Annotated in this window: 22 protein-coding genes; 4 read left to right on the plus strand and 18 right to left on the minus strand. The window is 63.9% G+C overall.

Annotated elements, in window-relative coordinates; all coding sequences use genetic code 11:
• Window positions 1-8 precede the first annotated feature (8 nt).
• The 13 genes from C8N44_RS17420 to C8N44_RS17480 form a co-directional block, all read right to left on the minus strand.
• The gene (locus tag C8N44_RS17420) at window positions 9-947 is read right to left on the minus strand and encodes an acetamidase/formamidase family protein (protein ID WP_107978059.1); all 939 of its coding nucleotides are present in this window, start codon (window positions 945-947) and stop codon (window positions 9-11) included.
• Window positions 944-1975: a branched-chain amino acid ABC transporter permease gene (locus C8N44_RS17425; protein WP_107978060.1), complete on the minus strand. Its 1032-nt coding sequence runs from the start codon at window positions 1973-1975 to the stop codon at window positions 944-946. Before C8N44_RS17425 ends, C8N44_RS17420 begins: the two co-directional genes overlap by 4 nt.
• Window positions 1972-2868 carry a branched-chain amino acid ABC transporter permease gene (locus tag C8N44_RS17430; protein WP_107978061.1) on the minus strand — a complete coding sequence of 299 codons (897 nt, stop codon included), beginning with the start codon at window positions 2866-2868 and terminating at the stop codon, window positions 1972-1974. Before C8N44_RS17430 ends, C8N44_RS17425 begins: the two co-directional genes overlap by 4 nt.
• On the minus strand, window positions 2868-3575 hold the full coding sequence (locus C8N44_RS17435; RefSeq protein ID WP_107978062.1) for an ABC transporter ATP-binding protein: 708 nt from the start codon (window positions 3573-3575) through the stop codon (window positions 2868-2870). Before C8N44_RS17435 ends, C8N44_RS17430 begins: the two co-directional genes overlap by 1 nt.
• A gap of 59 nt (window positions 3576-3634) precedes the next feature.
• The gene (locus tag C8N44_RS17440; protein ID WP_107978063.1) at window positions 3635-4807 is read right to left on the minus strand and encodes an ABC transporter substrate-binding protein; all 1173 of its coding nucleotides are present in this window, start codon (window positions 4805-4807) and stop codon (window positions 3635-3637) included.
• Window positions 4782-5540 carry an ABC transporter ATP-binding protein gene (locus tag C8N44_RS17445; RefSeq protein WP_107978064.1) on the minus strand — a complete coding sequence of 253 codons (759 nt, stop codon included), beginning with the start codon at window positions 5538-5540 and terminating at the stop codon, window positions 4782-4784. Before C8N44_RS17445 ends, C8N44_RS17440 begins: the two co-directional genes overlap by 26 nt.
• On the minus strand, window positions 5540-6850 hold the full coding sequence (locus C8N44_RS17450) for a type I glutamate--ammonia ligase (RefSeq protein ID WP_308421215.1): 1311 nt from the start codon (window positions 6848-6850) through the stop codon (window positions 5540-5542). Before C8N44_RS17450 ends, C8N44_RS17445 begins: the two co-directional genes overlap by 1 nt.
• Window positions 6850-7695, minus strand: a complete 846-nt coding sequence (locus C8N44_RS17455) for a MurR/RpiR family transcriptional regulator (RefSeq protein ID WP_107978066.1) — start codon at window positions 7693-7695, stop codon at window positions 6850-6852. Before C8N44_RS17455 ends, C8N44_RS17450 begins: the two co-directional genes overlap by 1 nt.
• Window positions 7696-7827: 132 nt before the next feature.
• Entirely contained in the window at window positions 7828-8640 is an 813-nt protein-coding gene (locus C8N44_RS24195; protein ID WP_146178859.1) for a sugar transferase, read from the minus strand.
• A 376-nt stretch (window positions 8641-9016) separates the two neighbouring features.
• Window positions 9017-9964 (minus strand): acyltransferase family protein, encoded by a 948-nt coding sequence (locus C8N44_RS17465; protein WP_107978067.1) that lies wholly within the window; start codon window positions 9962-9964, stop codon window positions 9017-9019.
• Window positions 9965-10051: 87 nt separating this feature from the next.
• Window positions 10052-11005, minus strand: a complete 954-nt coding sequence (locus C8N44_RS17470) for a glycosyltransferase family 2 protein (RefSeq protein WP_107978068.1) — start codon at window positions 11003-11005, stop codon at window positions 10052-10054.
• Window positions 11002-12273, minus strand: a complete 1272-nt coding sequence (locus C8N44_RS17475) for an O-antigen ligase family protein (RefSeq protein WP_158274080.1) — start codon at window positions 12271-12273, stop codon at window positions 11002-11004. The genes C8N44_RS17470 and C8N44_RS17475 overlap by 4 nt, the downstream gene beginning before the upstream one ends.
• A gap of 556 nt (window positions 12274-12829) precedes the next feature.
• Window positions 12830-14236: a right-handed parallel beta-helix repeat-containing protein gene (locus tag C8N44_RS17480; RefSeq protein ID WP_146178861.1), complete on the minus strand. Its 1407-nt coding sequence runs from the start codon at window positions 14234-14236 to the stop codon at window positions 12830-12832.
• Here C8N44_RS17480 and C8N44_RS17485 point away from each other — a divergent pair.
• Together C8N44_RS17485 and C8N44_RS17490 are read left to right on the plus strand one after the other, a co-directional pair.
• A complete protein-coding gene (locus C8N44_RS17485) occupies window positions 14225-14731 on the plus strand; it encodes an acyltransferase (protein ID WP_107978071.1) in 507 nt (168 codons plus the stop codon). The two genes, C8N44_RS17480 and C8N44_RS17485, sit on opposite strands and share 12 nt — an antisense overlap.
• Before the next feature lies 1 nt (window position 14732).
• Window positions 14733-15446 carry an SGNH/GDSL hydrolase family protein gene (locus C8N44_RS17490; protein WP_107978072.1) on the plus strand — a complete coding sequence of 238 codons (714 nt, stop codon included), beginning with the start codon at window positions 14733-14735 and terminating at the stop codon, window positions 15444-15446.
• Between the two features lies 1 nt (window position 15447).
• On the opposite strand, the gene C8N44_RS17495 is transcribed toward C8N44_RS17490, so the two are convergent.
• The 5 genes from C8N44_RS17495 to C8N44_RS17515 all read right to left on the minus strand — a co-directional run bounded on the left by C8N44_RS17495 (window position 15448) and on the right by C8N44_RS17515 (window position 20206).
• Window positions 15448-16692: a glycosyltransferase family 4 protein gene (locus C8N44_RS17495; protein WP_244641022.1), complete on the minus strand. Its 1245-nt coding sequence runs from the start codon at window positions 16690-16692 to the stop codon at window positions 15448-15450.
• A complete protein-coding gene (locus tag C8N44_RS17500) occupies window positions 16689-17987 on the minus strand; it encodes a nucleotide sugar dehydrogenase (RefSeq protein WP_107978073.1) in 1299 nt (432 codons plus the stop codon). Before C8N44_RS17500 ends, C8N44_RS17495 begins: the two co-directional genes overlap by 4 nt.
• 195 nt (window positions 17988-18182) lie before the next feature.
• A complete protein-coding gene (locus C8N44_RS17505) occupies window positions 18183-18428 on the minus strand; it encodes a hypothetical protein (protein WP_107978074.1) in 246 nt (81 codons plus the stop codon).
• Window positions 18425-19123, minus strand: coding sequence for an acyltransferase family protein (locus tag C8N44_RS17510; RefSeq protein WP_146178863.1), 699 nt, complete (start codon window positions 19121-19123; stop codon window positions 18425-18427). The genes C8N44_RS17505 and C8N44_RS17510 overlap by 4 nt, the downstream gene beginning before the upstream one ends.
• Window positions 19124-19345: 222 nt before the next feature.
• Window positions 19346-20206, minus strand: a complete 861-nt coding sequence (locus C8N44_RS17515; protein ID WP_107978076.1) for a glycosyltransferase family 2 protein — start codon at window positions 20204-20206, stop codon at window positions 19346-19348.
• Between the two features lie 192 nt (window positions 20207-20398).
• On the opposite strand from C8N44_RS17515, the gene C8N44_RS17520 reads away from it, so the two are divergent.
• Both C8N44_RS17520 and C8N44_RS17525 read left to right on the plus strand, forming a co-directional pair.
• Window positions 20399-21169 carry a sulfotransferase family 2 domain-containing protein gene (locus C8N44_RS17520; protein ID WP_107978077.1) on the plus strand — a complete coding sequence of 257 codons (771 nt, stop codon included), beginning with the start codon at window positions 20399-20401 and terminating at the stop codon, window positions 21167-21169.
• Between the two features lie 12 nt (window positions 21170-21181).
• Complete coding sequence (locus tag C8N44_RS17525; RefSeq protein WP_107978078.1) at window positions 21182-22573, plus strand: oligosaccharide flippase family protein; 1392 nt, start codon at window positions 21182-21184, stop codon at window positions 22571-22573.
• The last annotated feature ends 33 nt before the right edge of the window (window positions 22574-22606 follow it).

Raw genomic sequence — 22606 nt, forward strand, 5'->3', positions numbered from 1 at the left:
CGGTCGGCTCAACCCAACACGGATTTCGGGAAATAGAAGCTCACGACCCAGTTCGGCATGTCGACGATCTCTGAAATCCGCAGGTCACCTGCGACGCTACAGAGCATGTAGGCGTCAACCGCCGCCATCTGCGTGTTGGCGCAGAGCCAGTCGATCATCCCGCTCACGGCATCGCGCGAGGCCTGCATCAGATCGGGCCCGACACCGGTCGTCACGCGGTAGCCCTTGCGGTCGATATGGTCGGTGACCGGACCGGAGGTTTCCAGCCGTGGGAAAGGCAGGTTTTCGCCCTTCAGCAGATCGAGCTTCACCTGCACGGTCATCGGGCTCTCGATCGCGGTGCCGCAGATCTCGCCGTCGCCCTGTGCGGCGTGCGTGTCGCCCAACGACAGCAATCCGCCCGCGACTTCGACCGGCAGGTAGAGCGTCGTGCCCTTGCAGTTGTCGCGGATGTCGAGGTTGCCCCCGACGCGACGGGGCGGGACGACGCTGTGCGATCCCGGCTCGGCAAGCGCGAGCCCCACGGTGCCCACGAAGGGCTTCAGCGCTACCGCGCCCTCGGGCACGAAGGCTGCCGGCTTGGCAAGCCCGGTGTCGTACCTCCAGACGTGCAGCGCCGGGTCCGGAAAGGCATCGGCGAGCAGGCCGAAACCGGGGATGTTGGCGGTCCAGCCCCAGCCCGACGGCGCGAAATCGAGGAAGGTAACGGCGACCGTGTCGCCCAGCTCGGCGCCCTCGATATGCACCGGACCGGTGACAGGGTTCACCCGGCCGAAATCCAGCGCCTTGAGATCGTCGAGCGTGGCCTTCGCATGAAGCTGGCCACCCGAGGAATCGATGGTCTCGATCTCGACGGCTTCACCCGGAACGACCGAGAGGGCGGGCGGAATGGAGTTGTCCCATCCGACGTGATGCGCGTGGCTGTGGATCGTGTGATTGCAGGTCATGGCGTCTCCTGTCGCTTCGGGCGAATGATGTCCTCGATCTCGCGGTTGCCCATCAGGCCGCTGGGCAGGAAGGCCATGACGCCCACGATCACCACCCCGAGCATCAGGCCCGAAAGCCCCAGCATCTGCGGCAGCTGAATACCCAGGATCTCGGGCCCGGTTTCCAGCCAGCGGATGGTCTCGAGCCCGATGGAGATCAGCAGCGTGCCGAAGACCGCGCCCGACACGCTGCGCAAGCCCCCAAGGATCAGCATGGCCACCGTCAGGAAAACGAAGTTGAAATAGAAGGGCCGCGCCGAGATCGTCCCGAGGAAAAAGGCGTAGGCGATGCCCGCGACGGCAAAGAACATCGTGCCCAGCACCCAGGCCACCAGCCGGGTGCGGTAGACGTTGACGCCCATGGCACGCGCACCGATTTCATCGTCGGCGCAGGCGCGCAGTTGCAGGCCGAACCGGCTTTCACGGAACCAGCGCGCACCGAAGATGGCAAGGATGACCAGCGCGGTGATCTGCGGCAGATCCAGAACCTTGGGGATGCCGAAGAGCGCCTGGTTGCCTTTGAAGATGTCGGTGCGGTGCAGGAAGATCGAATGCACGATGACCAGGATCGCGATGCTGACGATGGTCACCCCCACACCGGTCAGCCGCGCGATGAAGAGCCCGGTCAGAAGGCCCAGAAATCCCGTGATCCCCAGCGCGATCAGCGCCGACGTCCAGGGCGACAGGGCAAAGGCGTTCAGCCCCCAGGGCGCGTCGGGCAGCGAGATCGCCTTCATCGCCACAGGCGTCACGCAGATCGCGGCGGCATAGGCGGCAATCCCCATGAAGGCGGCGTGCGAAAAGCTCGTCAGGTTGGCATTGCCCATGAAGACCTGCAGCCCGACCACCACCAGAAGATTGACGAAGGTGGCGTAGAGGATGCGCGCCTGCCAGGCCTCGCCCCAGAGGTAGTATGCGCCGACGATCAGCAGGATGAGCAGGCTCAGGAGCGCACTGCCCAGCAGCCCGCGGCGTTGGCTCGGGTTCATACCTTGTCCCCCTTTTCGCGCGCCGGCGACAGGATGCCGTCGGGCCGCCAGACGAGGATCAGCGCCACCAGGGCGAAGACGACCGCCTGTGCCAGCCCGCCGTAGCTCTGCGGCAGTAGCACCAGCACCGCCACCTCGACTGCGCCCAGCAGGAAGCCCCCGAGCACGGCGCCCGGCAGGCTGCCGAAGCCGCCGATGACGCAGGCGACGAAGGCTGTCAGCACCGGATCGAAGCCCATATGGGGCAGCACGCTGCCGCGGCGTGCCATGATGAAGATGCAGGCCAGCCCCGCGAGCAGGCCGGACACCGCAAAGGCGGTCGCGATGACCCGGTTGGCCCGCAGCCCGCAGAGGCGCACCATCTCGAAGTCGAGCGCCGCCGCGCGCATGGCCAGCCCCAGCGTGGTCCGCCGAAGGAAGAACAGCAGGAAGCCGATGGCGACGGCGGTCGCCAGCGTCTCGTAGATCTGCAGCGACGACACCTGAACCGCGCCGAGCGTGATCGTCCGGTCAAGGAAGATGAACTGGGTGGCCGGGATCGGTCTGGGCGAGCCCAGCAGCAGAAAGAGGTTCTGCAGGATGATGCTGACGCCAAAGGCGGTTAGCAGACCCGTGGTCAGGTCGGCCTTTCGCACCGTGCGGAAGGCAACTCGCTCGAGCAGAACCGACACCAGCACGCAGGCCAGAAGCACCGCCCCCATGAGCAGGAAGGGATTGCGCGTCAGCAGCGTGCCGACGATGACCATCGAATAGCCGCCGAAGGCGATGACCTCGCCATGCGCGAAGTTGACCAGCCCCATGATGGAAAAGACGATGGCGAGGCCAAGCGCGATCAGCGCGTATTCCGCACCAAAGCTCAGGGCGTTGAGGATCTGCTGGATCGCGTAGTCCATCAGCCGTGTACTCCGGTAATCTGGTCCATCAGCGCGGATCCGTCGCCGTATCTTTCCGCAGGCCCTTCCGAGGAGATGAGCCCGTTGTTCAGGACGTAGACGTAGTCTGAGAGCTCGATCGCCGCCGTGGCGTTCTGCTCGACCAGCAGGATGGTGATGCCCTGACGCTTCAGGTCGCCGATGATGTCGAAGATGCGCGCGGTGATCTGCGGTGCGAGCCCCAGCGAGGGTTCGTCCAGCAACAGGATGCGCGGACGGGACATGAGAGCGCGGGCGATGGCGAGCATCTGCTGCTCCCCGCCCGACAGCGTGCCGGCCGGCTGATCGCGACGCTCGCCCAGAATGGGAAACTGCTCGAACCAGCCGCGGATGTCGCTGCCGATTGCGGATTTGTCGCGCCGGCCCGCGGCCCCCATCACAAGGTTCTCGCGCACCGTGAGGTTCGAGAAGATGCGCCGACCCTCGGGCGAGATCGCGATGCCGCGCTTGGCCCGCGCCTCGACCGGCAGGCGCGAAATATCGGTCCCGGCAAGCCGGATGAGGCCGGTCGACCGGGCCGTGCCGGTGATCGCCGACAGGGTGGAGGTCTTGCCGGCGCCGTTGGGGCCGAGAAGCGTCACGCAGGCTCCCTCGGCCACGGTCAGAGCGATGCCGTGGACTGCCTCGATGGGGCCATGGGTGACCTTCAGGTCCTGTATCTCGAGCATGCGGATGGGTCCTTCAGGGCCCTGCCCCGGACCGACGGCCCGGGACAGGGGTTCTGCGGTTATTGCCAGTCGGGCACGTTTTCGGGGATTTCCTGGCTCAGCACGACGCGCTCGCCGTTCTCGAAGCCGATCACCGGGATCTCGCGAAGGGCGTAGCTGCCGGTATCCTGGAAGGTGATCTCCTCGACCGACATCACCGGGATACTCTCGGCGTTGCGAATGGCTTCGCGCACGGCGGCGGGATCTGTCGACCCGGCGGTCTGGACTCCGTACTCGATGATCCGGATCGTATCGGCGCCAAGCGAGGGGAAGAGGCCGTTCACTTCCATGCCCATCTCGGCGCACTGGTCCTGGAACTCGGCGATGCGGCTGCCCGGAACTGCCGGGGCAAGCGTGCCGAAGAATACCTTGTCGAGCAGCGAGGGATCTTCCTCGGCCAGCGCATCCAGCGAGGGATCGTCGAACCCGTCGGAGCCCACGACCCAGGCACCGAGCCCGGCGGACCGCATCTGGCGGATGAGGATGCCGATGTCGGGCATGGCCCAGGAAATGAAGACCGCGTCGGGCGCCGGATCGAGCCCGCGCAGCTCTGCAATTTGCGGCGACCAGTCGGTGGTCCCCGAGGTGTAGTTGAGGCGGGTCTGCAGCGTGCCGCCGTTCTCGACGATCACCTCGGCGAACCATTCGGGAAGCGCCGCGGACCACGAGCCGCCCTCGTCCGAGGTCAGGATCGCGACGTTCTGGACGCCCTGCTCAAGCGCGTAGTTCGCCGCAGCCGTGGCGGTATAGGGGTCTGGCGCCACGTTGGTGATGAAGTTGTCGACGACGCCCGAGTGCATCTCGACCTGCGTGCTCTGGGCCTGGATGACCGAAACGCCCTGCGACCCCGCGATCTGTGCGACCGGGATCATAGTGTCGGAGAAGGGAATGGTCGCCAGCGCGACGATATCCTCGCCCAGGTAGCGTTCGGTCAGCGAGATGGCGGTCTGGGTGTCGGCGCCGGTGTCCTGCACCAGCAGCTCGAACATGCGCCCGTCGACGCCGCCGTCCTGGTTGATCATCTCGGCCATGCAGCGCGCGCCCTCGACTTCATTGTAGGCCGCAAAATCCCCGGTCAGAGGGACCGGGAAGCCGACCTTGATGGTCTCCTGCGCGGAGGCCATGCCGGCGGAAAGGGCCAGCGCACCGGCGCCGGCCATCAGGATGTTACGCGTCAGTTTCAAGTTTTTCATTTTTGGTTCTCCCGTTGGAATGAGTGCCTTGCCCGAGATAGGCCTTGATGACCTCTTCATTGCTCGAGATCTCGGCAGGTTCGCCCGTTGCAAGCAGGCGGCCCATGTTCATGACCGTCAGCTTCTCGCAGGCGGACATGATGAACTTCAGGTCGTGCTCGATCAGCACGATCGAGCAGGGATGGCGCGCGCGCAGCCAGGTCAGGTTCTCGAAAAGCTGGTCGGTCTCGGCGTGGTTCATCCCCGCGGCCGGTTCGTCCAGCATGAGCACCTTCGGACGCAGTGCGAGGGCGCGCACGATCTCGAGCCGGCGCATCTGGCCATAGGGAAGACTGTCGGGCGTGTGCTCCATCACGCCGCGCAAACCGAAGCGGTCGATCGCATCGGACAGCAGCGCGGGATCGGCGACCTTGCTCCCCCGCATGCGGATCTCGGCCACCTCGATGTTCCGCCGGACGCTGAGATTGCGGAAAAGCCGCAGGTTCTGAAAGGTCCGGGCGATCCCCATCCGGGCCCGCTGTTCTGCCGGCAGCCCGTGAACGGGGGTGCCGTCCAGCTCGATCTCGCCACCGCTGATCGACAGCAGCCCCGAGATCAGGTTGAGCATGGTGGTCTTGCCGGCGCCGTTCGGCCCGATCAGCCCGTGGATCTCGTTGTCGCCGACGGTGAAGCTGACGGACTGCACCGCCTGCACCCCACCGAAGTTCTTGGAGACGTTGCGAACCTCCAGCATCAGTAGACGTCGCCGTAGCGGGCGCACTTGGCGGCGTTGTCGAGCCCTTCGAGCTGCGCCATCTCGCCGGTCTTGTGCGCAAGGTAGAGCGCGACGAACTCCTCGCCGAACCAGTCGCGCACGGCGTCAGAGCCGCCGAAAGCCTCCAGCGCCTCGGGCAGCGAGGTGGGAAGGCGGCGGAACCCCTTGGCGGCCAGCTCGTCAGGGGCGAGCAGCGAGAGGTCCTCCTGCGCCGGGGCGGGCGGCTCCACCTTGTCGCGGACGCCCTGCGTGCCGGCAAAGACCAGTGCAGCCAGCGCCAGATGCGGGCTCGCGGCCGCATCGGCGGCGCGCAGCTCGAAGTTGAACTGGCGCGCGATGCCCTCGGGGTCCTTGGACGTGACCGGGCAGATCCGGACCGAGGCCTCGCGATCGCGGAACCCGAGGTTGTTGAAAGCCGCGCTCCAGCGATGCGGCGTCAGCCGAAGGTAACTGACCTCGGAGGGGGCGAGGATGGCGAGGATCTGGTCGAGGTACTTGAGGATGCCCCCGATGAAATGGCGGGTGAGCCCGCTCATGCCATGAGGATCTGCGGCGTCGTGGGTCAGCGGCGCCTCGGTATCGTCGAGAAAGCTGAAATGGATGTGCAGCCCGTTGCCCACGCTCTCGGGATCGAGGATCGGGGCAAAGCTCGGGGTCAGGCCGAAGCGCCCCAGGACATCGTGCGTCAGCAGCCGCAGGATCGCGGCGTTGTCGGCCGAGCGGAGGCCGCGGGCGGGCTTGTTGGTCACCTCGTACTGGCCGGGCCCATATTCCTTCATGAAGGTGTCGGGCATGCACCCTGCCCCTTCGAGCGCATCGAGATAGGCCTCGGCCCAGTCCTGACCGTCGCGAAAACCCTTGAAACCATAGGCATCGCCCGGACGCGGAGCCTGACCGCGCAGCTGGAACTCGTGCTCGAAGGCCGACAGGACCGTGGCGCCGGTCAGCGCGTGGAATTCCTGCAGCGCACGGCGGGCCAGCGATCGGGTGCAGAAGGGCCATGGCTCGCCCTCGAGCGACTGGATGTCGCCCAGCGCGAAGTCGAGCCGCCGCCCTTCTTCCAGCACGAAGCGCGTGTCCTCGTCGGGCACGAGCACGAGATCCCCGAACGAGCCGAATGGGCTTTCCGAGATGCTGTCGAAGCAGGTGATCTGCACGTTCGTCGGCGTCCAGCCGACACCGCGGCGTGACCGCTTGTCCCACTCGCTTTCGGGGAAGGACTTTCCGCGGATCAGGCCCGCGACATCCGAAGTCCCCACGAAGACCAGCCTGTTGCGCGTGTCCGTCATCATTCCATTCCCGCCGCGGGTTCGTCCCGCAGCTTGTCCCAGTCCGAGATTCTCTGCTTGGTGGCGTCCCAGTCCCGTTCGGCCATCGCGACCAGCATCGCCTCGATGAGCACAAAGGCTGGTACGTAGCTGTCCCAGACCGTGCCCGAATTGATCGGCACCGAGACCAGCTCGGTTGCGCCTTTTGCCGCCGGGCTGATCCACTTGTCGGTGATGACCACGGTCTGGGCCTTGCGCCCCCGCGCCTGCGCGGCGAAACGGGCCAGGTTCGCCTGGTAGCGGCGGAAGTCGATGATCAGAAGGATGTCACGCGACCGCATCCGAAGAAGGTATTCGGGCCAGAGTTCGGGGTCGGAGGGCACGTGCGAGACGTCGGCACGGATCTGGCGCAGATGGCGCACGAAGAAATCCGCGATCGTGTCGCTCATGCGCCCGCCGATCATGAAGATGCGCCGCTTTGGGTCGGTCATCAGATCGCAGAGCCTGTCAAACTGGCTTTCGGTGACCCGTTCGGCCACTTCCTTGTTGAGCGCGTCGATGCGGCGGAAATAGGCGGCAGGCAGCGTCGTGCTGTCGATCTGCAGATCGTTGCGCAGGTCGATGGGCGAATGCTGGCCTTCCTTCAGCTCCTGCACGAGCCGTTGCTGGAATTCCTGAAAACCGGCGCAGCCGAGCTTGGCCACGAAGCGCGAGATCGACGGCGCCGAAATGTGCGCCCGCTTGGACAGCTCCTGGATCGTTTCCAGCCCCGCAAAGGGGTAGTCGGCCAGCAGCACCGATGTCAGCTGACGCTCGGCCGGCGTGAACTGGTCCGACATCTCTTCCAGCTTTTGGCGGATTTGCATCGAGCCCCCATGCGTTCGGAACGTCGTGTAAGCATTGGGGCTTTGAAATTTTCATGTCAAACGCAAACGTTCGACCTATATTGATGAAAGTCTTGCGGCTCAATTTTTCGGCACCCGCTCATACCAGGGCCCTCATGCCGGGCAGAAGGAAACGCACCGAGATGCGATCCTGGCTGAATCCGGCGAGATTGCGGCCTCCCCGTCACCACTTGGCTTGGTATCGTCCCCCGGCTCAGTGCCCCGTGCCGCGGCAAACCACGCCGACCGTGGCCACAATGACCCGCAGGTCCGTCCAGAGCGAAAGCTCCCTGTTGTACTGGGTATCGAAGCGGGCGCGCTCCGCGAATTCGCTCTCGTTGCGCGAAGAGACCTGCCAGAGCCCGTGATGCCGGGCTTCAGCGCATAGTAGTCGCGCCCCGGGTAGAGGACACGCTGTTCGTTCAGCATCGGACGCGGCCCGACGAGGCTCATTTCACCGCAGACCACGTTCCAGAGCTGCGGCAGCTCGTCGAGCGAGGTCTTGCGGAGCAGTTGGCCTACAGGGGTGACGCGGGGATCATTTCTTAGCTTCTGCGTGGCGTCCCACTCGGCACGGGCGCGCGGGCTCTCAGCCAGATGCGCTTCAAGCATGGCCTCGGCCCCGGGTACCATAGAGCGCAGCTTCCACATGCGATAGAGACGACCGTGCCGCCCGACCCGCATCTGGCTGTAGAAAGCCCCGCCACCGTCGTGCGCCACTGCAACAGCCAGGGGCAAGACAACCATGATAATCGGCAGGGCGGCAATCAGGATCAAAGCGATCTCGAGCGCGCGCTTCCCGTAACGGCGATAGAGGCCGCGGGGCCTCCCTTCGACCGGATGGACCCGAATTTCCTCGAAGTTCGGAAGCGCGCTTTCACCGCCCTTGGCCGGCTCGAAATTCTCGTCCAGTTCGACAAAAGGCATTTAGAGATCCCATACTTGAAAACATCGGACCCTACCGCACATGGGAATCGGGCGCGCGTCAGGGGGCATCGAAGCGACACATAAACGCCGATTTTATGCCACTTTCATGGACTACCATTAAAAATTCTCAACGCAAAGTGGAGTGCGCAAAAAATCTGCCGCCCAGCCCCGCGATAGCAATACCTCTCGTAATTCGAAACAAACCACGGAGCATTTGGTCAATTGCCGAAGTAATAGCAACAAACCCCAGTCGAGCCGGAAGCCTCGACGCGCCGAACATCAAAGAAGTCGCATACTGGCTAGATACCCGACCCACCGATTAGAGACCAAAATGTGTTTTCAAACAGGCAAACAAGCTTAGCCGCGTCTTCCGCGGTCATTTTGAGGCCAGGGCCGTCCGTCTGAACCCGCCCAGCGCAACCTTCACGTCGAACAACCCTGCCACGATGCGATGATTGGCGCGCAGCTTCTGCAGCAGCACGCCCGCCGCAACAGCCGCGAGAAAGGTCAAGACATACCGCAAATGCACGCTGCCGATTCCATCCAGGATGTGCCGCCCGAAAAGGATCTCGACCGGGAAATGACAGACATAGAAGACGATTGAGTTCCGCCCGACCCATTCGATCGGCCGTGTCGGCGCAACAGGCGCGTAGTGCCGTGAGATATGTGTCACGAAGAGGATTAGCCCGATAGGCGCCCAGGCGAACAGTAGCTCGTACTTGATCGGGTGATCGAAGGCCGAAATGAACGATCCCACGAGGCAGAGCGCCAGCGCAACCAGCGCCACGGGCCGCGTTACGTATCGCCCGAAAGACGAGGTGGTGTAGAGATGCCCCAGCGCAAAGAAGGTCAGCAGGTAGCAGAACCGATCGATCCGCAGGAAGGATGGGGCGAATTGGCTCAGCACGATCGGCACCACAACCATCAGTAGCGTCGGCACCCGGAAACGGTCTGCCAGGGTCATAATGATGTAGTAGGCAAAGAGGAACCACAGGTACCAAAGCAGCGAGGGCGCGCTGATCGGCGTCTTGAGCACCGTGATCAGATCGAACCGCCCTTCGGCCACGTAGATGACCATGCTCCAGATCAGGAAGGGCCAGAATATGCCCGAGAACTTGCCGACGAAGTTGTCTCGCAGGTTCTTCTTCAGGGAGCGCTGCAGAAGCACGCCCGACAGGAACATCAGGAAAGGCATCCTGTAAGGATCGAACAAGAGGTTGAAGGTCCTGAACGGCTCGGGCCGGTCCCCCACCCCTAGTTCGAGGGCCGCCTCGGTATGCACGAGAAGGACGAGGATGATGCAGATGCCCCGGGCGAAATCCATCCAATGGAACCGGGTGCCTGATCCGGATTGTGACAACAGGGGTCCTCTCGGAGTTTGGGGATGACAGTTCGCGTCCGAAAACGCCGGTCAGTAGGCCTCGAGCCAATTCTTACGATCGGCCCAGATGTCGCGCCATTTCTGGGCCGATCCTCTTTTCCTGCGGATGAGCAAAGCCGCTAGATTTAGAATTAAGGCGCGCCCGCCGCCCCAAAGAATCAACGTGGCGCGTCCAAAGGGAACCTGCCAAGCCGGCCAATGATCCTCCATGAGCGTCAAACGCGCCTTCGCGAGGTAAATCTGCTTTCGTGCAGGAGAATGAGAAGTGGAAGCTCCTGCCAAGTGCATGATCTCGGCATCGGGCGTGATCATCGGACGGTAGCCCAGCGCCTGCGCCCGCAGGCAGAGATCGGCCTCTTCCCCGTACATGAAGTACCGCAGATCGAAGCCGCCCAGCTCGTCCCAGAGCGCACGACGGATCATGAAGAAAGAGCCTTGGACCACGTCGACTTCGCGAACCGTGTCGCGCTGCCAATTCCCCATCCCTTCGGAATTGAAAAAATCACTATTGGAGAATATGAATTGTAGACCGGTCGCCTTGCAGACCGAGGACCATGGCGTGATGCGCATCCAGCACGAGGCCATGTTCAGCGATCCGTCGGGAAACACGGTGCGCCCACCGGTGATCCCGGCCTCGGGGTGGGCCTTGGAAAACCGCATGAGGTTGTCCACAGCGCCTTCGTGGCATTCCGTGTCGGGATTGAGCAGCAGCAGCCACTCGGTGGTCGCGGTGGCCGCCACGATGTTATTGGCCTTTGCAAAACCGACATTCTCGTCCGAGGCGATCAGCTCGACCTGCGGAAAGGCCGCGGCGATGGCCTCGGCAGATCCGTCGGACGACGCGTTCTCGTAGACCACGGTATGAAACCGGGTCTCCTTCGTCGTGGCATAGAGCGTTTCGAGCGCCTTGAGGGTCAGATCACGCGTGTTGTAGCTGACCACGATGACCGTAAGGTCGGGTGACGCTGTCTCAGTGGAGGTCAAGAAGTTCTCCTGCTATATTGGGGCTCCCTGTCAGCGGCTTCAGCCGGCCGCCGGGCCGCCTCACCGCGCGTCACCGGCGCAAAACGTGTGTAGCGCAGGCGGGATCGGCCCTGATGGGACGCGGCCTCCGCCCCGTCCGCATCGGACGGCGCCGCGGGCATGGCACCGATCATCCAGAAACCAGCCCCGAAAATCAGCATGAAGAGCAGCTGGATCTCGCCCCAGATAGCGACAGTCGAGGCACTCATGCACAAGCCGATCAGCGACATCGTCCAGGCCAGCCGCAGGCGATCGGTTTCCTCGTCGCCCTGCCCCGTGTTCCGGTTGACCGCGAAGAACGCATAAATGATCGATGCCGCGAAGAGGAAGAGCGCGGGCAATCCGTGGACCATGGCCATGAGCAGCCAGTGATTGTCGACGCTGGAAGAAATCATCCAGTGAGGACGAGGCCAGTAGTTTTCGCCATTTCCAAAAATCGGCGTCCGCATAACCTGCTGGGTTCCGTATTCCCAGATGAGGGTCCGGTAATAGGCTGTCTGGGAGTTGAACGCGAGACGCCCGCTGATGGCCACGAATGCGCTCCTCGTCGAAGCAAGTTCCAGGACCGAATAAAGGAGGGCGCCAGATATCAGCAGGATTTTCCAAGCCGGCCCGAAAATCCCGGCAATGCGATGCCCCACGAAGATCAGAAACTGCAGCAGGATCGACAGGACGGCGCCACTGGAAACGGACAGGAAACACGCGACCCCAATGAGCCCCGCTCCGATGGTCCGTGCTGCCGCCGAAAGATGTCCTCGCAGGCCGATGAAGAATGGCACGAGGATCAGAGCACTCATCAGGCCATAGTGAATGGGGTGAACGAACACGAACTGTGCACGATACAGCCCCAGTCTGGGCTCGTTGTCGTTGGGCGCAAAGCTGTCGAAAGGGGTGAAATCGGTGATGATCCGCAAGATTATCGGATTGTCACTCAGCGCTTCATAGAGCGCGAAGGGCACGCTGACCATCGACGCGAGAGCCAGGAACCGGATCAGTGCCAGGAAATCATCGCGATTCAGCACAAGCAGCCGGCCGGCAAAATAGCCACCGAGCGACAGCAACGCCTGCTGACCGGTCCAGGCGACGAACCGCTCGGGATTGTTGAGAAAGATCGTCAGGGCCTGCCAGAACATGCAAAGTAGGAACAGAAGATCGGGTAACCTCCAGGAGACCACCCCTGCAAAAAATCGCTGCACGAGCAGCGGGACAAGACAGATCATGACAGCCAAGGAAGGTGTCATTCTGAACCCCAGAAACTCGAAAGAGAGGGGCATCAGAAGTGCGACAATGATGATGCGGACAAGCGTTCTGCGCGATCGGTGCGACATACCCGCCTCGGTTGCCACTCTCAACGGCACGCGGACACCCTCGCTCGCAGATCCACTCACCGGGGTGCCTCACTAGCGATTGCGCACATCGCACTCGCGCTAAGCGCTGACCGCCCCAGCCGATGACGCGGGCCCAGCAGCGCGTTGAAAAATGCCCCTGCCGGAGCACATGCACCCGCCCGGATACCGCGGCCGTCCGACGTCGGGCATTTGCGGGTGATGGAGAGTGCCAGTGACTTCAGCTCGCACAATCCAGACCAAGTTCGGCGCCACAGGAAACGGGCGCCTTGCCGCAGGCGGGCGCTTGGGAACAGGCAGGTGGCAACGCCCTTGCCGCGCGAAGTTCGAGGGAAGGGGCCGCTTGACGGGGTCGATTCTGCGCCTTTGGGTGCAGCCACCGCTACCGAAGAACGGACTTTGCTCCCCACGAAGGGCCGCGGGCGCGACAAAAACTCCATCAGTCCGCCCCCTGCCCCTGCAGCATCTGCGATCCGATATCGTGACCGCCAAGCGGCCCGTCCGAGAGATACTGAAAGTTCTCAAGATCAAGCGGGTCGCCAGCCAGGGCGTTGTAGAACACGCGGCCGTAAAAGCCCGGCTCCATCCGATGCTCGGCCTGAATCCTGTAGTTGTCGCGTACCGTCCAATCCGGCCCCGAAGGCTTCGGGAAATCGTAGGCCACGTTACGCTCGATCAGCACATTCATGCTCCGCTCCGCGACACCGATCCTGGGCGAGGCCCAGACGTCATCAAAGGCTTCAGCCTCCGATCCCTTGTTCCGAATCAAAGTATTGTTGCGAATAACGAGGCCGTCGGATTCGCCGATACTGATTCCATGGAGGTGAGCATTGATGATCACGTTCCCCTCGATGAGGAAATCCCGAAAAAACAGCTCGTGACCCGCCTTCCCACGGTCGACCCATTCATTTCGGAAGAAGATCGTCTGCGTCCAATACCCGTGGCCCGAGTTGAAGATATTGTTGCGGATTGTGACACGCTCGGACGGCGAAGTGGTACGGGTCGACCAGAGCTGGATCATGTCCGAATGATCGCCCGATGCGAGCGAGCGTCCGAAGCTGTGGAACGTGTTACCTTCGACCAGTACGTCCCGGACCTGGGCAAAGTTGATCCCGTCCTTGCGCATGCTGTGAAAGTTGTTGCCCACGACACGAATATCGCTGGATTCCTTGATCGAAAGTCCGACGAAGAACCCACGAATCTCGCTGTTCTCGACCGTCAGGCCCTGAACATCCTCCGCAACCAGTGCCTTGCCACCCGCAAAGCCCGAATCCGGCGCGCCACGGCCCCTGACGATGTCACCGTCAAAGACGACCCCCTCGAAGGCGATGTTGCGGCTGTCGTAGATCCGGAACGGCGCCACCCAGATTTCGTCCTGCTCCCCGTCGAAACGGTAGTCGAGCACGACGTTCTCGAAGGTGATGTCCGCCCCTTCCTTGATCGTCAGCCCGGTCAGGTGCGGAGGCTTCGAAGGGTCGGCGGCCACGAGATGCACAGGCCCGGTCCCGCCGAGGATCACCAGCGGCGCATAGTCACCGGGCTGCAGGCGGATCAACCGCTCCGTGGTGCCCGAAGGCTCCGACTGGAGAAACGCGGAAATCTCTCGCGAAGACGAAACGGACTCACCCGCGATGCCCTGGTTCGCACTTGCAGACCCCGCCGTGATGACGGCCGGGAGGGCAAGGTATGCGGTGAGCATCGCCACGAGGAAAAACTTGCGGATGGCCGCCTCCAAACTTGACCGGGACCGGGGATCCTGCAATGCGTTCGGGAAAATTGTCGCGTCTTCTTCGGACTGTAATCCGTGAGGTATTATAGCGAGGTTACCCAGCCGATGCCAGATCAAGATTCCGCGCAGCCCAAGAAATGGCGCCGCCGCGGGCTCAACCGGCTCTCCGGCCTTCGCAATGTCCTGGTGTCGCTCCGGCGCGCCTACCTGACCCGTGTCTGGAAGATGGACATCCACCCGACGGCCCAGATGTCGCTGTCGGCGAAATCCGACCGGACCTTCCCGATCGGCGTCCACGTGGCCGAATATTTCTATGTCGTCTTCGAGGCGCGCATCTTCCCCCACGACCGTACGCGCGGCTTCTACAAGCACACGCGGGTGGGCCGGAATTGCTTTATCGGCGGTCGCTCGATGATCCTTCCGGGGGTCGAGATCGGCGACAACAGCATCGTGGCCGCCGGATCGATCGTGACCAAGAATGTGCCGCCCAACAGCATCGCCGCGGGCAACCCCGCGCGGATCGTGCGCAGCGACATCGAGGTCGGCCCCTACGGCCGCTACCTGACCGCCGACGAGACCGAAAGCCAGCTTTCCGCGGCTGGCATGACCTGAGATGCGCCGTGCGGGGGGGCTCGCGCTCGCGGCGCTGGTCGCGACTGGCTTGGCCCTCTGGACCGCCGCGCAGATGACCTCGTCGCCCGCCCCGCAGGATGGCATCCTCACCACGGCACTGCCAGCCGACAGCCCCCTGTCGCTGGCCGTGCTCGGCACCAGCCTGTCCCATGGCGAAAGCTGGCCGGAGCTTCTGGCTGAAAGGCTCTCGACCTGCCTCGACCACCAAGTGACGGTCGACGTGATCGCACGGCCCGGCGCGGCCTCCGACTGGGGCCTGACGCAGGCCGGCACCCTCGCCGACCTGTCGCCGGACATCGCCCTCGTGGAATTCGCCATCAACGACGCGGACATTCTGGATGGTCTCTCCCTGCGCGCGGCTTACCGTAACGACGCGGAAATCATTTCTCGCATCCGCGACCAGAGCCCGGACACCCGCATCTTCCTCATGACGACGAGCCCCGCCCACGGTCTGCGCGGGCTCGCAAGGCCCCGTCTTGGCGCCCATTACCGGCAGTACCGCGACCTCGCGGAAGAGCTCGACCTCGGGCTTGCCGACCTCTATCCGCGCTGGCTCGCCCTGCCCCGGGCCGAGCGCGGCATGGCCGGGGGCGGGCTGCACCCGGACCCCGAAACCGCTGCGGCGCTCATCGTGCCGCCGCTCGCCGACCTACTGGCACAGACAGCCGGGCATCCCGGCTGCGCCCCCGTCTGAGCTACTTCTCGGCGACCCGCTTGTAGGCTCCGATCAAGGAATCGATCTGGTAGCTCCAGTTCAGCGTGCTCTCGATGCGCTCGCGACCATAGCGCCCCATCTCGGCCCGCCGCTCGGGATCGTCCAGAAGCTCGACGAGCTTCTCGGCCAAGTCATGGGTATCGTTGGGCTTGGCGTAAAGCGAGGCCTCCTCCGCCGAATACCGGCCCTCGGTCACCTCGAACTGCACCTGCGGCTTCGAATAGGCCATGTATTCCATGACCTTGTTCATCGTCGACTTGTCGTTCATCGGATTCACACGGTCGGGGTTCACGCAGACGTCGGCCGAGGACAGCATGGAAAACAGCTCGTCGTCCGGGGCGCGGCCGGTAAAGGTCACGTGCTCCTCGAGCCCCAGGTCCTTCGCCATGGCCTGCAGCGACTCCAGCGCGGGGCCACCCCCGACGCAGACGAACTGCACGTCGCGCTTCATGTCGAAGACGATCTCGCGCGCGGCCTCCAGCAGCAGGTCGATGCCCTCCTGGTCGCCCATGACGCCGACGTAGCCCACCATGTGCGGACGCCCCTTGCGCCAGGCCGGATCGGGATCGAGCATCTTGAGCTTCTCGAGGTTCGGCCCCGAGCGCACAACGAAGACATCCTCCGGGGCCTTGCCGCCGCGGGTCATGGCGATCTCGCGGTAGGACTGGTTGGTCGAGATCACCACCTGCGCCGCCTTGAAGGTCTTGCGCTCGAGGAAGACCATCAGGCGCCAGAAGAAATCGCGCCGCCCGAATTTGGCCTCGTAAAGCTCGGGGTTGATGTCGTGGTGGTCGAAGATGAACCGCACACCCTTGAACCACTTGTAGGGCAGCGCCACCAAGAACAGCAGATCCGGCGGGTTGCAGGCCTGGATCGTGTCGAACCCGTGCTTGCGCCAGACCTTCCAGGCCAGCCGGAACTCGTGCCAGAGCGCCGCGCCGTATTCGACCAGGTAGCCGGACGCGCCCTTGGCATCGAGCGGCAGCGGATGCCGGTAGATGTGGACGCCCTGCAGGCACTCGTAGTGGGATTCGTGCCCCTTCCCTGTCGGACAGATCACCGCCACCTCGGCCCCGGCGGCGCGCAGAGTGAGGCATTCATGCCAGACACGGCGGTCGAAGGGCAGCGGCAGGTTCTCGACCAGGATCAGGATCTTGCGCCCCTCAAGGGGGCGCGTTTCCGAGAGCTTGTCGAACATTTCAACGTTCGCCGGCTCCTGGCTCATACCATCCCCCCTTCATACGCCGAGATAGGGGAAAGCTTGCCAAGGTCGACCACCTCGGTGCCCGCTTCAAGCGCCAGCGTCTTGCCGGTACCGTTGGTGATGATGACGCGGTCGTAGCCGCCCTTTTCCACCTGCTCCTTGTCGATCAGCAGGCGCTTGAGCTGCGGAAGCTGGCTGTAGGCGTAACCGAGGTTGGCACCGACCAGCTTCATCGCGTCCACGTAGGGGTCGTAGATCTCGAGCGCGTAGCCAGCCGCCAGCAGTTTGCGTGCAAGGTCCACGTTGGGGCTTTCGCGCAGGTCGTCGGTATCAGCCTTGAAGGCAAGCCCGACCATCAGAACCCGCGCCGGGGGCGCCAGTCCTTCGACCGCGTGCATGAAGAGCCGGTGCTTGTGGGCGTCGTTCGACCGCAGCAGGCTGTCGATCAGATGCGTGCTCACGCCGATGTCGCCGGCGATGTGCTGCAGCGCGCGCACGTCCTTGGGCAGGCAAGAGCCGCCGAAGGCGCCACCGGGCCGCAGGTAGTAGGGCGAGATGTTCAGCTTGGTGTCCGAGACAAAGATCTTGTGCATGTCCATCGGGTCGACCCCGAGATCGAGACAGATCCGCCCGAGCTCGTTGGCATAGGCCACCTTGACCGCGTGCCAGGTGTTGTCCGCGAACTTGGTGAACTCGGCCGTCCGGAACTGGACGTGGAAGGTCTCCGAATCGATGTTGGCGTGCAGCGCTTCCATGTTCTTGCAGGGCGCGCCATCACGCGTGCCGACGACGATCTTCGGCGGCGCGAAGTAGTCGCCCACGGCAGAGCCTTCGCGCAGGAACTCGGGATTGTAGACGATCTCGACCAGCTTGTCCCAGTCGTCACCGAACTGCGCCTCGAAGATCGGGATCACCAGCTCCTCGATCGTGCCGGGCCGGAAGGTCGACCGGTAGGTGACCGTCAGCGGCGTCTTCCGGTCGGCCTTCACGCTCTCGGCGATCTGGCGGGTGACGTCGGCGATGTAGCGCATGTTGTGCGAGCCGTCCGGACCGGAAGGCGTACCGACGCAGACGATGGCGATGTCGGCCTCGTCTAGGTGCGGATTGACGCTGGTGTCCGCCCGGAAATGGCCGCTTTCGAGCGCCGACTTCAGCAGTTCCTCGATGCCCGGCTCTGTGTTCGGCGGCACGCCGTTGTTCAGCGAGGTCACCTTGCCGTGGCTGACGTCGACGCCGGTCACGTGGTGGCCTTCGCTCGCGATGCAGCAGGCTGCGGTCAGCCCGACGTAGCCGATGCCTAGAATGACGATATTCATGCTTGTGCTGAGCTCCTTCTCACCGCGCATCTTGCGGAATTTCTGCCCGTGCGGGCCGCGCCTGCCATGCAGGCGCAATGGATGATTGAATTCTGTAAGGCGCCCGAGCGCCGTGACCGAGTCCTTGCGCGCACATACGCGGCCCGATCGGAGCGGACCGCAATCTCGAAAGCCGAGCTCAAGAGGGTCAGACGATCAGGCAAGCCATTTTCCAAAACGGGTCGAGTACATGAAAACGGCGAAGAGGACCGAAAGCGCGAGCGCGATCGACGCACCGGGCAATGTCGTCAGATCGATGCCGAGCGCCATCCTTGCCGCCGCGCTCACCACGACATGACAAAGATAAACAAAGAATGAAAGCGTCCCCAGCGTCCGGGCCAGAGGCGCGGATCTAAAGGGAAACAGCAGCGCGCAGGCGAAGATCGGCGCCGCCACGGTCATCTGGCTCGTCCCCTGCACGCCTGCAGCGGCGAGCAGCAGCCCCACGGGGTGATCGCCGCGCCCGCGGCCAGCAGGTGCCCAGATCGGGCTCGCACCGCGAAAAGCAGCGTGCCGATCGCAGGAGATACACAGTAGAGCACCCAGATCGACCAGAACCTCGGCAGAACTTGCGCCTGCCAGCAAAGGATCGCCGCGATGCAGACCGCAAGCGTGATGAGGATGAGCCCCGCCGCCTGAGTGGCGTTGCGAGCCGCGGGCGGACGCCCCCGGAACGCCAGCGCTAGGACGACCAAGCTGACGAAGGCCCATGGCAGGAACCAGAGCTGCCCCATCGTGCCTTCCGGCGGCATCCAGACCGCCATCTCGGCCCTCACCGACGCAGGATCGAACCCGGCGGATGCAGCCTTGCCCAGAAGATGCAGCGCCGCCCAGACGAGGCAGGGATAGAGGAGGCGCCGCGCGCGTGCAGTCAGGTAGGTCGGAAGATCCGTCTTCGGCGCGATGAAGCCCGAGAGCGCGAAATAGGTCATCGCCATGGCAAAGAACCCGACCGCCGCTTGATCGGACGAACGGAAGGCGGCGCCCGTGTGAAACAGGACGATGACCAGGGCCGCGCCGAAGCGCAGGTAGTCGATCAGCGGATTGTAGGCGCGGGCCCCGCGTAGCCCCATCCCGATATCGACCCTCTGGCTCAAGTCAGCTCACCGTTTCCGGGCCGGCGGACGGCCCATTCGCAATCAAGAAATGCGCCCGCCTTTTGCCGAAACTTCCACAGGATTGCCACGCAAAAAACAGGAATGCGCCCCTTTATGGCTTGCCCAGAATAAATGCCGCGTTAACCACGCCTTTCGTTTCCGGCATGGGCGGCAATCATGGCGCATCGTCCCGTCATGCCCTCCCGAAGCGTGGCCCTCGTATCACGGTCGCCCCGTCAGCGCCTGCCGCAGCATCCAGCCCATGCGCGACAGTCTCTGCCGCACCAGCGTGCCCAACGCCGCGCGCTTTTCGCCGCCATCGCGCAGCCCCGGATGCCGCAACACGCGCGGAACATGGACAAGGATGCTGACCGGCATCAGCCCGGCCCGCCCCACCCATCTCAGCCGTGAAACCGGGTCCGTACCGTTCACGCCGAAGCTCTCCAGCGTCATCCGCTTCCACTTCTTCGCGAGCGCCGGCCAGTCGCTGCGCGAGGGATGCGTGACGCGCAGGCGGTCCTCGTAGCGAATCGAGAAACCCCGCGATGTCGCCCGCTGGCACCACTCAAGGTCCTCGGACAGCCCGACCACGAAGGGACCCGTCGCTTCGAAGACCCCGCGCGTGGTCAGCAGGTTCGCCGTGACCGAGAAGTTCTCTTCCTCGACGTAGCGGCGATTGTCGAAGGCAAAGACCGCCTCGAAGGCCTCCGCGCCGGACCGCGGCGGCGGGGTTTCGTCGAAGACCCCCACGGCGCCACCTACGAGATCCGCACTGTCGGATACCGCAAGCGCCGTCGCCACCCAGTCGGACGCGGGCACGCAGTCTGCATCGGTAAAGAAAAGCCTGGGCGCCGTGGTTTCGGCCACGCCTCGGTTGCGCGCGGCAGCCGCCCCCTTGCGCGCCTCGATCACCAGGCGCACGCCGGGAAAGGCGGTGCGAACGGGCCCCAGATCGTCGGTCGAGGAGTTGTCGACCACGACCAGCTCGACGTCCGGCCCGACCTGCGGCGCCAGCGCCTCGAGACAGCGCAACAGGCGCGGCACGTCGTTGTAATGGGGAATGATGATCGCGGCTTCGGGCATAGCCCCCACTCTTCCAAAAGCTATCGGGCGTCACTCGTGATGAAAAACCCTTACCATGTCACCCACCCCCGCAGAAAACGTGGCGAATTTTCGGCATAGGTTGCCGAAATACTTGCATCGCAAGGGGTTTTCGCAGAGTAGTCGACCCGCCGGGCGGACGCCTGCGACCCCTTATCACGATCGACCATCCGGATGCCATTTTTCAAGATAGACCAGCGGCTTGTCTACTACGCCCACGTGCCCAAGTGCGGCGGGTCCTCCATCGCGCAATACATTCGCGACCGGTTCGGCCCACTCGCATTTCATGAAAGCGGCTTTCTCTCACGACCCGAGGCAGAGCGCTGGACGAAATCCTCGCCCCAGCACGTGGACGCCGAGGTTCTCGAACGCCTGATCCCGCTGTCCTTCTTCGACGCGGTATTCACCATTGTGCGGCACCCGGTCAAACGCGCGGTGAGCACCTACCATTTCCAGCTGGAACTCGAGCAATCGATCCTCCCCGGTACGAGTTTTTCCGATTGGCTTAGCGGGCTTGAGGAACGCCACGCGCGGGATACCTTTGCCTTTGACAATCACACCCGACCGATGACCGAGATCGTGCCTGAAGGCGCCACCGTCTTTCATATGGAACATGGGCTCGACAGTCTCGTGCTCTGGTTCGACGCCGTATCGGGCCGGGCCGAGGGCCCGCGCGCCATTCTCCCCGAGAACACGCGCGGCGACTACGTTCAGGTCAGTGGCGAGCGTGTCACCCCGTCCGAAGGTGATATCGCCGCGATCGCCCGGATCTACGCCGCCGATTTCAAACGCTTCGGCTACGTGCCCGACGACTTTGCTCCTGTCGCCGCCGCACCGCAGCTCGACGCCGGCTTCCTCAAGGCCCGGGACAAGGCCCTCGCCAATGCTGCCAGTCCGGTGGGCCGTCTGCGGCGCAAGGTTGTCCGCAGGCTTCAACGGCTCTGACGGACCCGGGGAATGCTTCGCAAGGCCCTTCTGATCCTGTCGGGAAATGCGGCCGCCTCGCTTCTCCTGTTCGCACGCAACCTTGTCATCGCGCGGCTGATCGCGGTCGAGGATTACGGGATCGCCTCGACCTTCGCGATTGCGATGTCCGTCGTCGAGATGGCCTCGCAACTTGGCCTTCAACAGATGATCGTCCAGGCGCGCGAAGGGGAGGACCCGCATTTCCAGGCCGCCCTGCAGGGCTTCCAGGTGCTGCGGGGCGTGATCTCGGGCGTGGTGCTTTTCCTCGCCGCGGGGCTCGTCGCGGATTTCCTGATTATCCCCGAGGTCGCCTGGGCCTATCAGGTCATGGCGCTGGTCCCCGTCCTGAACGCGCTACAGCACTTCGACATCCACCGCATGAACCGCGACTTGCGCTTCTGGCCTTTGATCCTGACGGGCGCAGTGCCGGCACTCCTGTCGCTCGCGGCCCTGTGGCCGCTGACGGTCTGGTTCGGCGACTACCGCGTGATGCTCTTTGCACTGATCGTGCAGGCTGCCATCGCTACGATCACCTCCCATGCCACTGCCGAGCGCCCCTACCGGCTGGTGCTCGACCGACAGATCATGGCACGATCGCTCGCGTTTGGCTGGCCGCTGCTGATCAACGGCTTCCTGCTTTTCGCGGTCTTCCAGGGCGACAAGCTGATCGTGGGCCGAGAGCTCGGGATGGCGCCGCTCGCCATCTTTTCCATGGGCGTGACGCTCACACTGACCCCGACGCTGGTGCTCGGGAAATCGGCGCAGAACTTCTTCCTGCCGCAGCTCGGGCGCCTGGCCACGTCACGTGACGAAGACCCCGCGCCCTTCGCCACCGTCGCGCAGGCCATGCTTCAGGCCACGCTTCTGAGCAGCTGCCTTCTGGTCCTCGCGATCCTCTTGCTTGGGCCGATGCTCGTCACGGTCGCGCTAGGCGACAAATACGCCGAACTGATCCCGCTGCTTGCACTCTTCGCGGTTCAGCAGGGGCTGCGGTCTTTCCGGACGGGGCCGAACGTCATTGCCCTTTCCGGCGGCCACACCGTGAATGCCATGCTGTCTAACGCCGTCCGCGTAGCCAGCCTGCCGCTGGCATGGTGGGTGATCGCGAGGGGCGGGAGCATCGCCAGCCTGCTGACCATCGCTGTCATCGCCGAAATACTGGGCTTCGTGGTGGCGATGGCGATGGCGCAAAGGTCGCTCTCGCTCTCGTTCCGCCCAAGCTGGCCCGCGATCGCGCTTTCCGCTCTGATCATTCTGGCCGTCGGCGTGACGGTCGTCAGCCCAGGCCTCGCCACCCTCGGCCTCTGGGCCTCGGCAATCCTCTTCGTGCCGCTGCTCTGGAGCATGAAGGAGTTCCGGCACAACATCCGCGCCGCTGCCTGAGGCGCGAGAGCGGAAACCCGGCCCCGCCTCAGA

This window comes from Allosediminivita pacifica, from assembly GCF_003054175.1.
Classification (GTDB): Bacteria; Pseudomonadota; Alphaproteobacteria; order Rhodobacterales; family Rhodobacteraceae; genus Allosediminivita; species Allosediminivita pacifica.

Coding starts and splice junctions, on each gene's coding strand:
- C8N44_RS17505 (WP_107978074.1), bottom strand. CDS start 18,428: ATGACCGTGGCGGCGCCGATCTTCGCCTGCGCGCTGCTGTTTCCCTTT.
- C8N44_RS17515 (WP_107978076.1), bottom strand. CDS start 20,206: ATGCCCGAAGCCGCGATCATCATTCCCCATTACAACGACGTGCCGCGC.
- C8N44_RS17525 (WP_107978078.1), top strand. CDS start 21,182: ATGCTTCGCAAGGCCCTTCTGATCCTGTCGGGAAATGCGGCCGCCTCG.
- C8N44_RS17455 (WP_107978066.1), bottom strand. CDS start 7,695: ATGCAAATCCGCCAAAAGCTGGAAGAGATGTCGGACCAGTTCACGCCG.
- C8N44_RS17435 (WP_107978062.1), bottom strand. CDS start 3,575: ATGCTCGAGATACAGGACCTGAAGGTCACCCATGGCCCCATCGAGGCA.
- C8N44_RS17430 (WP_107978061.1), bottom strand. CDS start 2,868: ATGGACTACGCGATCCAGCAGATCCTCAACGCCCTGAGCTTTGGTGCG.
- C8N44_RS17445 (WP_107978064.1), bottom strand. CDS start 5,540: ATGCTGGAGGTTCGCAACGTCTCCAAGAACTTCGGTGGGGTGCAGGCG.
- C8N44_RS17440 (WP_107978063.1), bottom strand. CDS start 4,807: ATGAAAAACTTGAAACTGACGCGTAACATCCTGATGGCCGGCGCCGGT.
- C8N44_RS17485 (WP_107978071.1), top strand. CDS start 14,225: ATGCCAGATCAAGATTCCGCGCAGCCCAAGAAATGGCGCCGCCGCGGG.
- C8N44_RS17425 (WP_107978060.1), bottom strand. CDS start 1,975: ATGAACCCGAGCCAACGCCGCGGGCTGCTGGGCAGTGCGCTCCTGAGC.
- C8N44_RS17495 (WP_244641022.1), bottom strand. CDS start 16,692: ATGAGCCAGGAGCCGGCGAACGTTGAAATGTTCGACAAGCTCTCGGAA.
- C8N44_RS17450 (WP_308421215.1), bottom strand. CDS start 6,850: ATGACGGACACGCGCAACAGGCTGGTCTTCGTGGGGACTTCGGATGTC.
- C8N44_RS17520 (WP_107978077.1), top strand. CDS start 20,399: ATGCCATTTTTCAAGATAGACCAGCGGCTTGTCTACTACGCCCACGTG.
- C8N44_RS17465 (WP_107978067.1), bottom strand. CDS start 9,964: ATGGATTTCGCCCGGGGCATCTGCATCATCCTCGTCCTTCTCGTGCAT.
- C8N44_RS17490 (WP_107978072.1), top strand. CDS start 14,733: ATGCGCCGTGCGGGGGGGCTCGCGCTCGCGGCGCTGGTCGCGACTGGC.
- C8N44_RS17500 (WP_107978073.1), bottom strand. CDS start 17,987: ATGAATATCGTCATTCTAGGCATCGGCTACGTCGGGCTGACCGCAGCC.
- C8N44_RS24195 (WP_146178859.1), bottom strand. CDS start 8,640: ATGCCTTTTGTCGAACTGGACGAGAATTTCGAGCCGGCCAAGGGCGGT.
- C8N44_RS17420 (WP_107978059.1), bottom strand. CDS start 947: ATGACCTGCAATCACACGATCCACAGCCACGCGCATCACGTCGGATGG.